General features: G+C 31.9%; 10 protein-coding genes and 1 riboswitch. Of the genes, 6 read left to right on the plus strand and 4 right to left on the minus strand.

Annotated features, from left to right (window positions below):
- Positions 1 to 122: 122 nt before the first annotated feature.
- Complete coding sequence (locus CN514_RS17340; protein ID WP_098233674.1) at positions 123 to 1,421, minus strand: TcaA 3rd/4th domain-containing protein; 1,299 nt, start codon at positions 1,419 to 1,421, stop codon at positions 123 to 125.
- 245 nt (positions 1,422 to 1,666) lie between these two features.
- Between CN514_RS17340 and CN514_RS17345 the strand changes: the two genes are divergently transcribed.
- The gene (locus tag CN514_RS17345; protein ID WP_098233675.1) at positions 1,667 to 3,049 is read left to right on the plus strand and encodes a M48 family metallopeptidase; all 1,383 of its coding nucleotides are present in this window, start codon (positions 1,667 to 1,669) and stop codon (positions 3,047 to 3,049) included.
- 115 nt (positions 3,050 to 3,164) lie between these two features.
- Here CN514_RS17345 and CN514_RS17350 read toward each other — a convergent pair whose 3' ends face one another.
- A complete protein-coding gene (locus CN514_RS17350) occupies positions 3,165 to 3,731 on the minus strand; it encodes a YARHG domain-containing protein (RefSeq protein WP_098233676.1) in 567 nt (188 codons plus the stop codon).
- Positions 3,732 to 3,917: 186 nt separating this feature from the next.
- Positions 3,918 to 5,567, minus strand: coding sequence for an outer membrane protein assembly factor BamB family protein (locus CN514_RS17355; RefSeq protein WP_098233677.1), 1,650 nt, complete (start codon positions 5,565 to 5,567; stop codon positions 3,918 to 3,920).
- Between the two features lie 282 nt (positions 5,568 to 5,849).
- Here CN514_RS17355 and secA2 point away from each other — a divergent pair, with 282 nt between their 5' ends.
- Together secA2 and CN514_RS17365 are read left to right on the plus strand one after the other, a co-directional pair.
- On the plus strand, positions 5,850 to 8,234 hold the full coding sequence (gene secA2 / locus CN514_RS17360; protein WP_098233678.1) for an accessory Sec system translocase SecA2: 2,385 nt from the start codon (positions 5,850 to 5,852) through the stop codon (positions 8,232 to 8,234).
- Positions 8,218 to 9,126, plus strand: a complete 909-nt coding sequence (locus tag CN514_RS17365; RefSeq protein WP_098233679.1) for an accessory Sec system S-layer assembly protein — start codon at positions 8,218 to 8,220, stop codon at positions 9,124 to 9,126. Before secA2 ends, CN514_RS17365 begins: the two co-directional genes overlap by 17 nt.
- 116 nt (positions 9,127 to 9,242) lie before the next feature.
- Here the strand turns inward: CN514_RS17365 and CN514_RS17370 are convergent, their stop codons facing one another.
- A complete protein-coding gene (locus CN514_RS17370) occupies positions 9,243 to 9,776 on the minus strand; it encodes a competence protein ComK (protein WP_098233680.1) in 534 nt (177 codons plus the stop codon).
- A gap of 308 nt (positions 9,777 to 10,084) precedes the next feature.
- Between CN514_RS17370 and CN514_RS17375 the strand changes: the two genes are divergently transcribed.
- The 3 genes from CN514_RS17375 (at position 10,085) to CN514_RS17380 (ending at position 11,737) form a co-directional block, all read left to right on the plus strand.
- Entirely contained in the window at positions 10,085 to 10,606 is a 522-nt protein-coding gene (locus CN514_RS17375; RefSeq protein ID WP_176525950.1) for a sigma-70 family RNA polymerase sigma factor, read from the plus strand.
- A 444-nt stretch (positions 10,607 to 11,050) separates the two neighbouring features.
- A riboswitch (cyclic di-GMP riboswitch) is annotated at positions 11,051 to 11,181 on the plus strand.
- 35 nt (positions 11,182 to 11,216) lie between these two features.
- Positions 11,217 to 11,354, plus strand: coding sequence for an anti-repressor SinI family protein (locus tag CN514_RS25795; protein WP_176522488.1), 138 nt, complete (start codon positions 11,217 to 11,219; stop codon positions 11,352 to 11,354).
- A gap of 62 nt (positions 11,355 to 11,416) precedes the next feature.
- Positions 11,417 to 11,737, plus strand: coding sequence for a helix-turn-helix domain-containing protein (locus tag CN514_RS17380; protein WP_098233682.1), 321 nt, complete (start codon positions 11,417 to 11,419; stop codon positions 11,735 to 11,737).
- The last annotated feature ends 78 nt before the right edge of the window (positions 11,738 to 11,815 follow it).

An 11,815-nucleotide genomic window follows, 5' to 3' on the forward strand; every position in this document is an offset into this window, starting at 1 on the left:
CATTTAAAATCATTATTAAAAGATTTATATTATCAAAATGGAATCACCTAATATACGATTGACCCTTTTATATTTCAACACTTTGAAAAGAGTCCAACCTAAATTGGACTCTTTTTTACAATTTACTTTATCTCTTTTACTTCTACTATACGATCCATTTTTAATTCATCATTTTCTCTTGAGAAATGGTAAGTAATTTCAAATGATTTCATTTTAGTTTTACCATGTTTATCAGTTATCTCATACGACTCATTTGTTGTAATGATCATACCCGAATCATCTTGCTTTGAATTTTTCATAGAAAAGCTTGTGAGTTTTTGCGTTGTATCCTTTTTCTTAATTTTGTCTTGATATTCCTTAGACTGTAAGAATGCTTGGCCATTTTGATTAAACAAGCCGTTGATTAGTTGCTTTTCTTCTAAATCAGAAGAAGGCTTAGGACTTGGTAAATACTTATCAAAAAAACGTTTAAGTCCTGCAAAAAAACCATCTTTCTGATCTGTCTCGTCCTGATTTTCAACTGGCGTATCAAACATTAAATCTACATATTTTCCTGTAACCGGAATATCATCCGTTTTAAATAATTCACCATTCTTTTCAATTTCAGCGTGAACTACTGTTTTACCATTTAATAAAAAAGGACCAAAGCGATCTAGTTCACTTACTTTTTGCCCCGTATCATTTCCATTTACAAAAAGTTCTGCCTCAGGTTCGTTTGAGTAAATTTGGACATAACTAACATTAAAAGTTAATTCCTGTGATAACTTATTTTTTGAAGCAGAAGAAAAATCTATATCAACTGCATCCTTAACATCACTATAAACACCTTTATATGAAACAGCCATTGTGTACTTTCCAGGTAAAATTTTGTGGTATGTTGTTTCATATTCGTCTTTATTTAAATGTGTAATATGATTATTTAATTTTAATTCAATGTCGTCAATTGGCGAAGAAATCTTTAATTCGAATGGTTGGGCACTTATTAAATACGTTTGATAAATCCCTAAAAATTTACTACCCTTTTTAATTGAAAGCACATAATTCCCACGACTATCTATTAACTTACTATTAATTACTTTATTATTTTGAATCATATCGTCTAATTTATCTAAAACATCATAGCTATTTAAGTAATCCATAAATGCGATTACTGAGTCTTCATCTAGGGATGCCCCAGTACCACCTTTTTGTAGCATATGTGTAACTTCTTTATAATTATTATCTGACACAGCTTTATCAAAAATCTTCACTAATCTTTTAGGCGAATTTAAGTAATTTAATGTTAAATGTATAATTAATACCGCGATAATTGGTATTAAAATAAACATCCATTTACTTTTAAAACTAGGTATTCGTTTTTTTCGCATTGTTCGTATACCCGCTCTTGACAAGGAATTTTGTTCTCTTAACTGAGTTTCCATTTATTTTTAACTTCCCCTTAAATTTTCATTCTATATAGTACATGTTTTTAATAGATAAATTGAATCTAAATAAATACTTAAAAAAGTAAACTATAGTCTATCATACTATTTTTTATTTAAAGGGTAAAAAGAAATTTTTTTATTATTTAGTGGAAGTAATTGGTTTCATTTCTCTTAAATATATGTATGACATCCTTTCCATTTACTTGTTAAACTATAAGAATTGAGATATAGGAGGAGAGAAATTGAAGCCGTTAGTTAATCGGAAAGAATCGATTTATTTTATATTACTTTTACTTATTAGTATTCCAATTTATTTTTTACTTATTTTAAGTGTTGTTGGTCTTATTATTTTAGGAATTTTAATCGTTTTTCCACTTTTTGCCCATTTAATTTTCACTGCCCACATACGTATAAATGGCGTTAAGATTACTGAAAAACAATTTCCAGAAGTTTATTTCAGAACAAGAGAAATTTCAAAGGAAATGGGCTTTTATTTCTTACCAGATGTATATGTAATCCAATCTGGGGGATTGTTAAATGCCTTTGCTACGCGTTTCTTTGGACGGAATATGATTGTATTATATTCAGATTTATTCGAAGAGATTGAATCAAATCCAAAAGTAGTTGATTTCGTGATTGCACACGAGCTTGCACATATTAAACGAAATCATATTCTAAAAAGGGCTTTAGTATTGCCTGCAAATTGGGTTCCTTTTTTAGGTTCGGCATATTCACGTGCTTGTGAGTATACAAGTGATCGAATGGCTAGTCATTATATAAATGATTTTGAAGCATCGGCTCAAGCACTTACAATGTTAGCCGTTGGTCGCAAATATTATCAACAAATTGATCAGCATGAATATTTATTAAATAGTAGCAATGAACAAGGCCTTTTAATTTGGTTAAGTGAACGATTAATGTCCCATCCAACTTTACCAAAACGTATTAACGCTTTGCATCATTTTAATAATGTAGAAAGCGATATTAAATTTAAAACACCAAAACGCGTATACGGAATTGCTGTAATTGTATTCGGGTTGTCATTCGGGATTATAGTCGGTGCAGGATTATTAGTAGAAAAGGCGATTCCACTAGCACAATCATTCGTTGATGGCTATTTAGCTGCGGAAACACCATTAACGCAAGCAGTACTTGATAACGATGGTGAACAAGTTAAAGAGTTAATTGACGAAGGCGCAGACGTAAATGAATTGAATGATGACTACGAATCTCCACTTCTCGTAACTTCATATACTGATGATGATCATCTTAACTTGGAAATGTTAAAGTTATTACTTGATAACGGAGCTAATCCTTCTATAGGAGATGCAGATGATTGGACAATCTTACACGCCGCCGCTTCTATGGGAGACAAGCAAGCAATTGACTTACTACTAAAATACGGAGCAGATATTAACCAGCAGGACAGTTCTGGAGAAACACCTATTTTTGATACAACTTATGAAGTAGATGATGTAAAAACATTCCAGTATCTAATTAAAAAAGGTGCAGACTTATCAATAAAGAATGTGGATGGAATGACAGTAAAAGAAGTAGCTAAGGAAAATGGAGCAAAGAAAATCTTAAAGTGGTTAGATAGTCAAGTAACCGAGATTAACCTTTAAGACATACACAAGTAGTTTTTTATCAAGTGTCAGAGTCAGTAAAAAAGCAAAGTTCATAAATCACTGAACTTTGCTTTTTTTAATAGCTTTTGAAGAAGTAACTGTCCTTTTTCAACTATTCTCTGGATTTAATTAAGCTTAAATTATATTTTTCTACATCATTAAGCTCTCCGCCATATGCTGGATTAGGTTTATACCAAGACTTCGAGCTGAAATAAATCGTCAAGTCACTAGATTTAAATACTAAACCATGCCTAGCATAGATTTCATTTCTGGCTAAACGCAATTCATTTGGAGCTAATTTAATTAGATCTGCATTCGTTAGTTTTTTACTATTACTTTCCGGTAAAACATAATCTTTTGATTGCTTTTCTTCATCGGTAACTTTTGTTTCCTTAGAAGTCGCTTCCTTAGTTTTTGTTTCAGTTGGCTTTTCACTCTTTGTTTCTTTTTTTACATCCTTATTCGTTACTGCCTTTGTAGAAGCATTTTCCGGATGAATACTACCTTCATTCATTATTTTTGGGTAAACATAAAAAATTGCTGTAGCACCAATTATAAGTACTCCAGCTATCGAGAGTATTAACGAAAAGTATCGTTTATTACCTAAACCATCTTCCTTATTCTTAACTTTTCTATGTTCTGAACGACTTTCAACTTTGTTTTCTGCCTTATTAGCCAAATTCTTTCACTCCCCTAATACAGTTATAAGTAAGTACACTTATCATATTATCTAATCTATTTGCTTAAAATCCAATTCTTTTAATAGAAGTTTAATACGTTATTAACACAATTGAAAAGACTATATTAAATAAACAAGAAATCCCTAGTTCCAGCAAACGGAATTAGGGATCATTCACCACTATATTTATTGGATATTGACGCTAATATATTTACCTCCTCTAGTTCCAACAATTACTTGTTGTCCAACTACAACTGGAGATGCCTCAATATTGGCACCTAGATTAATCTTATTGAGCATTTTTCCGCTACCACTTATTAAGTGCAGGTTCCCAACAGAATCACCTTGAATTAAGTAAGCTTTATTATCCTTTGTATAAACCGCTACTGTAGACGACCACGCATAGTTTGGTAAATTTAAATGCCATTTTTCTTTTCCAGTAACAGTATCATAACTAATTAATAAGCCCCCATTCATCGTTTTATACCTTGAAATATTAAAAATAACCTGCCCTTTTAATGGCCCAGTTCCAACAATTGGAGTCGCTAACAGTCCACCATTAACAGGATGATTACCTTTTAACGAATAACCCGGTACTTTCTTCTCCCAAATTACTTTACCAGTAAGCCCATTTAACTTTTGAATACGTGCATAGCCTTTAGTTCCTTGTTTATCGATTTCAGAACCTGTGTATAAAAACGGCGTACCATTTGAATTCTCAATGACAATTGACGCATCCGTATCGTCATATGCATTATTTGCCCAAATTGGCCTTTTCTTAATAATATCCAGCGCTTGAATACCACCACCATTATCGGCAAAGTATGCAATATTTTTAAATACCGCTACTGAATTTTCAATACCTTGGTAAGAATTATTTTTAAGTTTATAACGATATTTTGAAGTTACTGGAGAAATTTTTATCTTTTTAGCCTTTGGATCATATTTAGTATTTAGTTTGATAAAATAAACTAGTCCATTTTCCCCGCAGACTAACATAGCATCATCTTCTCGGTTAAATAACGCAGAGCCATCAAAAGCTCCCCAACCACGAAAAGAATACGAATCAATTCCTGGAATAAATGCTAATTGAGAGCCATCAATTAGACTAAAAATCCTCATACCTATTTTTCCGGTTTGTGGTATACCTTGTCCAACATATAAAAGAGGATAACCACGTGGATCAAGAGCCACGCTACCTTTAATTGGATTTTGAATATTAATTGGATTTCTTGTTTTCTTACCTGTTGCTAAGTCTAAAAAGTAAACTTTTCCATCTAAAGATCCATAAACTACCTCTTTAAAATTTGACTTTGTTTTAAATTGGGAATATAAATTCATAATTTTTTGTTCTTGTGGTTTCCATTCAATTACACTAGGTTGGCCAGTCCATCCTGAGCCCCCGCCCCATCCAGATGAAGAAGAAGTTTGAAAAGACCAGCTCTTCACTAACTTTTGCTTTGAAATAACTGTCGTTCCCATCGAACCGTTATTTCGGAAAGGTCCGCCTCGAAAGCTCAATATTCCATTAATAGTTTGATACTGCTCTGGGAAAGGCTTTGTAAACACTTTTGTACTATTACTGAAACTATACGATAGGTTTTTACTACTTGGGAGTGGATTCAGTTGTAGTGCCTCCCATTTTTTTTGTGGATTTGTCTCAACCTTTTGAAGTGTTGATGGTCCACTACTCTTTTGATTTGTCGCTGCTTTTACTTCATTATTACTTATTAAATTGGTCTCATGTTTAGTGCCTCTATATTTCAACGATGGTGAACTAAATATACTAGTTAGAAGTATTGCAGCAGAAAAGATTATACCGATCTTTGTCTTCAATTTAAGCCCTCTCCCTCATATCTTAATAGACTATTACTATGAAACTACTAAGATTATATATAAAAGGAAGTAAGCAATTTGTCACATTTTGAAATTAACTAGTTATTTTTACTTAAAGATCGATCGCTTTATTTTGATTCCTACTAATTTTTACTTTAGTATTAATAATGTAATTTTCATTCTTTTCTATAAATTCCCACTATTTACACCTTGAGTCCCTTAAAACTTATGATACATTTAAAGAAGAGACATGATAGATTACCAGCTCAGGAGGGAACATCCTTGATCCAGACTTTGCAAAAAATTATTGGCAATCGGAAATTAAAGGAGTATGAAAAAGTTGTTCAAGAGATAAATACAAAGGAGCCATTCTTTGAAGGTCTTCTAGATGAAGATTTGCGTAAATTTACTTCTCTATTAAAGCAAAAAATATCTAATAACGAAGCTGTTACTCATGAAATTACAGTAGATGCTTTTGCTCTAGTACGTGAAGCATCAAAACGTGTTTTAGGGATGCGCCCTTATGATGTTCAATTAATTGGCGGCCTTGCATTACTAGATGGAAATATTGCTGAAATGCCAACTGGGGAAGGAAAAACATTGGTTTCTTCATTACCTGCCTATACTCGTGCGCTTGAGGGAAAAGGCGTACATATTATTACGATAAACGAATATTTGGCTCGACGCGACGCGGAACAAATTGGGCAAATTCATGAATTTTTAGGTCTTACAGTAGGTTTAAACATTCTCAATTTAACTTTGGAGGCTAAAAAAGCTGCATACAATGCAGATATTACTTATGGAATCGGAACAGAATTTGGTTTTGATTATTTACGAGATAATATGGTTACTTCTTTAGTTGAACAAGTTCAACGCCCATATCATTATGCAATTATAGATGAAGTTGACTCAGTATTAATAGATGAAGCAAAAACACCACTAATTATTGCAGGAAAAAAACCCGCACAATCACACTTATACTCGCTTTGTGCACGTTTTATTCGTACGTTTATAAAAGGTAGAGATTATTTTTTAGATCAAGAAACTAAAGCAATTACTTTAACTGAAGAAGGTATTGCAAAGATTGAAAAAGCCTTTATGATTGAAAATTTATATGACCTAGAACATACAACGCTTTTCCACTATGTTCATAACGCATTGCGAGCCGATTTAATATTACAACGCGATGTTGATTATATTATTCATGAAGGCGAGATTAGACTAATTGACTTATTTACTGGCCGAATTCTGGAAGGACGCTCATTAAGTAACGGTCTCCATCAAGCAATCGAGGCAAAAGAAGGGTTAAAAACAACGGAAGAAAATCATACCGTTGCATCTGTAACAATACAAAATTATTTCCGTATGTACCCAATTCTTTCTGGCATGACTGGAACTGCAAAAACGGAAGAAAAGGAACTCCTACATGTTTATAACATGGAAGTTATTCGAATTCCTACTAATAAACCGGTAATTCGTATAGATCACGAGGATATTGTGTTTGAAAAAACAGAAGAAAAACTCAGAGCCGTTCTGGCTGATGTAAAATTACGACATGAAAAGGGACAACCAATTCTAATTGGAACAACCTCCATTCGTCAATCTGAAGTACTCGCAGAATTATTAGAAAAAGAATCGATTAAGTTTCAGCTCCTTAATGCAAAAAATGTTAAAGAAGAGGCAAAGATGATTGCCCAAGCTGGTCAAATAGGTATGATTACCATTTCAACCAATATGGCGGGTCGAGGAACTGATATCATATTAGCTGATGGTGTATCAGATTTAGGAGGTCTTCATGTAATTGGAACCGAACGTCATGAAAGTGAGCGCATTGATTTACAATTAAGAGGGCGTGCAGGGAGACAAGGGGACACTGGTTCATCTCAATTCTATCTGTCATTAGAAGATGAATTATTTGTAAAATATAATACAGAAAAGCTTGAGAAATTATATAAAAATTTACAAGCTGACCAATTTGGCAAAGTACTAAATTCTACGATCCAAGACTTTGTTTCTTCTACACAAAAGCTCTGTGAAGGAAATCAATCTTCAATTCGTGAATGGCAGCTTAAAATAGATGGTGTTGCAAATGAACATCGCCGTATTATTTATAAATTAAGAAATAATTTTTTACAAAATGAAACTAGTTTAGATTGTTTTCTTGGTCAAGCTGAAGAAACTGTTAATCAGTTATTAATGCAATTCTATCCTAAAGATAGTACACCTGATGATTGGGATCAACTTGAAGGAAAAATTGCACTTGAACAACTTATACCACCACTTCGAATAGATATTGAACATTTTAATACTGAACAAGAGATTTGGCATAACGTAAAAGAAGCTTTTTCAGTATATAAAGATGTATTAAACGGTATGGAGGAAGAGAAAAAAGTAAAACTTATTAGTATTTTAAAAAGCACGGCATTAAGTACTATAGATTTATATTGGACTGAACATTTAGAGCATTTACAACAATTGATTGAAGGGATACACTTAAGACAGTATCAACAAGAAGATCCACTTCGACTATATGAATTTGATGGATTTACTCTGTTTGAACATACTTATAACTCAATCCAACAAGAAATATCAGCAAGTCTTGCTTCAACATTCCAAGAATTATCTTGTCCACAGGGGGTAGAAAAACAAAATGTTATCGTCGATTAAGCGTTTATTACAAAAGGGTAAAGATTCAACAGTTTCATCGAGTGATTTATTGCAACAAACATCTACTGATCAAGCAGTTCAAGTTGAAGAAAATGAAGTGGTTGAAATTTTCCCTAAAATTTCATTCCATCCATTAATGAATATTGAAGATGAAAAGCGTTATGTTTATCAATTTTTAAATAACGAGCTTTCTCCTTTAAAGCCAAATCAATTATCATTATCTGCAATCGAACTTGAAACTAATGATGACGGAAGTGCAACTGTTACAGCATTCGTTCGTAACAGTTTAGAAAAGTTAGTTCGTTTAGAAGATGCTATTCTATTATTGATTAGTGAAGAAGGAGAACTCTTAGCTAAAAAAGGATTTAGATTGGAAGAGCTTGGCGAAATGCCTCCTTGCAGTAGCCGCCCATGGCGCTTTGTATTTGAACGAGAGTATTTACTAAAAGAGGACTTGCCTGAAAAAGGATTTGAGTTGGCATTTGATTTATCAAAAACTATCCATCGATTAGATATAGATCCAACATGGGAAGGCCGACTTACAGAAGAACAAATTACAGAATTAAGCAATCTTGTAAATTCTTTACCTAAATTACGTATAAATGAAGTGAGCTTACATGCTTTACGAGCAAGCTATAATGAAGAAGGAAACTTAGGCGTTAATATTTTAGTTCGGAATGGATCAACACAAGCTGTTAGTCTAGAATTACTACCACTAGAAATGTTAAATGAGAATGGCGAAATAATTGCGAAAGGTTTATTCACACTACCTCCATTAACAATTCAGGCAAATACGAGTAAACCATGGACATTTATCTTCCCTAAAGATCTAGTAGAAATAAATGCGTTCTCACAATGGACAATTAGAATACCTGAGCAAGAAGTTATTTAAGGCATAATTAAAAATAGATTCACAAACTTTAAAAGCAGGATTTATGATCAATTGAGATCTTAAGGCCTGCTTTTTGTATTTCCTGCCCTGCTTTTCATATACAACTTACCTCTAGCCTACCCATCAGAAGAATATCCTTCTATTAATTCCTTAATCATCATTAACTTTTCTTCATCTGATTTTAGCTTATATTCTACTTTCTGACTTAAATACATACTAATAATCTTTGTGGCTTTACTAATTTGTTTATCAAAAATGTAATAAGAAATTGGGAATATCCTCTCTTCTCCATTCCTAAACTGTATTTTTGTTTTTCTTTTTTCTTTTATATATTTATTTATTTGGATAAAATTTAGCCATTTGCAAGATATGTTATTTTGCGAAGATGTAGGAATCATAATAATTGATAATGTGGGATTAATCATAAGAGGAATCTTTTTCATAGTTGGATATTTACTTTTTACGACTTCGAGATGACCTTTAATAGATTGATTATGGTAGAGGGCGGATTCTTTCAAGATTGCTTTCATTGGCCGTTTTGAATAGATCACCCCTTTGTTTTTATCTGTTATTTTGGTTAAATACTCTGGACGATCCGCAGCTTCAATCAGCATTGTTTCATACGATACAACATAATCTAATTTTGACATGTGTGCCTCCTTTGAGGATTTTTTACATATCGATTATATCAAAATTATCTTTCCTTATTTTTGAAACTTCTATGACCGTTTTTCCAGTGTTTTAGTAAACTTTACTTCTTATAAAAATATAAAAATAGATAAGATTTCAATTAATTATTTTTGGCAAATTTAAAGTTTTAAGTTCAATATTCACATTTCACTCTATTTTTTTTATTCTTAATTGATGTTTCCAAATATGAAATATTTCTTAAACTTTTATATAGTTACTTCACCGCGGAATACACAAAAAGGGCATGCCTTTAAGAAAGGCAGTAAGCATGAAATGTAGTGAAGAACATGTAGATTATCAAGTTGTTTCAGGAAAATTGAAGCCAAGTACATTCGAGGAATGCTTAAACCAGTATTCTCGAATGATAAAAGCAACTATGAAGAAGTTACATATATATAAAAATTTTGATGAATATTATCAAATTGGTCAAATTGCATTATGGAAGGCTTATCAGCAGTATCAAACTGAGAAAGGGAGTTTTTCAAGTTATGCTTATGTAACAGTAAGAGGCTATTTATTAAACGAGCTATCTATAGCAATTAAATATGATGAACGAAACGTAGTAGTAGAACAAAACCATGAAGATGTAATATATTGTGACGAAGCATTTTCACTAGATAATTTTATAAGTTTTCTAGATGGGATTTCCCCCTTACAGAAGCAAATTCTAATTTGGCGTTTCTACTACAATCATGAGTTTCCACAAATCGCATATAGCCTAAATATGAAAGAATCTAGCGTTCGATCTAGTTATCGTTATGCATTAAAAAGATTAAGAGATTCGAAATAATATTTTAAAAATAAAGTAATCTATTTATTGATTACTTTATTCTTTTAGTTTACCAACCTAAATTCCAATTAAATCCAAAACAAACATTACTTTCCTCCTGTTTTTATAAATTTCAAAACTATGCCATTTTGAGTAGAACTCATACATTTTTAAACGTTTTCTTCTATTTTGGACTAGTCTAGAATATTATTCTAAAATTACTAAATTTTACCAATTTATTTTTAGTATTTCGACATTTTTTTTACAAATGTCGAAATGTTTTCTTTTAGAATTTTTCCAATTGTTTCAAATATAAAAAAACGCCTTGATTTATCTAAAGCATTTAATATAATTGAAATATTAGTAATATTATTGTTTTTTTTGAAACTACAAATTACTACAAACTATGCTATCGGATTCATTATATAATTGTTTTGTAAATTTTTTAAAAATTGTAATAAATCAACTAGAAAAAGGCAAACCAATTGAGAGATTGGGACGCAAAGCCACTGATCTTAATCGTAAATATAGATAAAAAGCACTAGTCACTGTATTTTTTTAACTATTAAACGAAATAAGATAGCAGGGTTACCTAGGTATTTTATACCTTAATTTTAGGAGGCCATTATCCATGTACAGTCAATTGGAAAAACATTCTGCCGAATTAAACTGGATCGACTTGCTACTAGAGTGCATTGAAGTAGGCATAAGCCCTGATGAAGTGCGATCATTTCTTTACAATTGCGTTAAAGATTCATGTCAAAACTAGGATAACTACTCCCTACTATGATATACTTTTTGTAATAGTCAAAAAGATATGGAGTAGCTTATATGATTGGAGAACGAATTAAAAAACTACGTTTACAACATGGAATGTCACTTACAGAGCTTGCAGAACGTGCTGGTATCGCAAAATCTTACATAAGTTCGATTGAACGAAATCTACAAAGCAATCCTTCAATTCAAGTACTTGAAAAAATTGCTGGCGTCTTCAATACAACGGCAGAAAGCCTCCTGAAAGATGATATTGATCCAACAAAAATTATTGATTCTGAATGGATGAATATCCTTCAAGAAGCAATTAATTCAGGTATACCAAAAGATGAATTATTAAAATTTATTGAGTTTAATAAGTATAAGCAAGGCAAATAAACCCTTCGAATTAAAATGTTTCCATTTTAATTTGAAGATTTTTTTTCCCACAGAAATAAGAAGGGCGCTCTTCAAACG

Source organism: Bacillus sp. AFS001701 (assembly GCF_002559405.1).
Taxonomy (GTDB): Bacteria; Bacillota; Bacilli; order Bacillales; family Bacillaceae_G; genus Gottfriedia.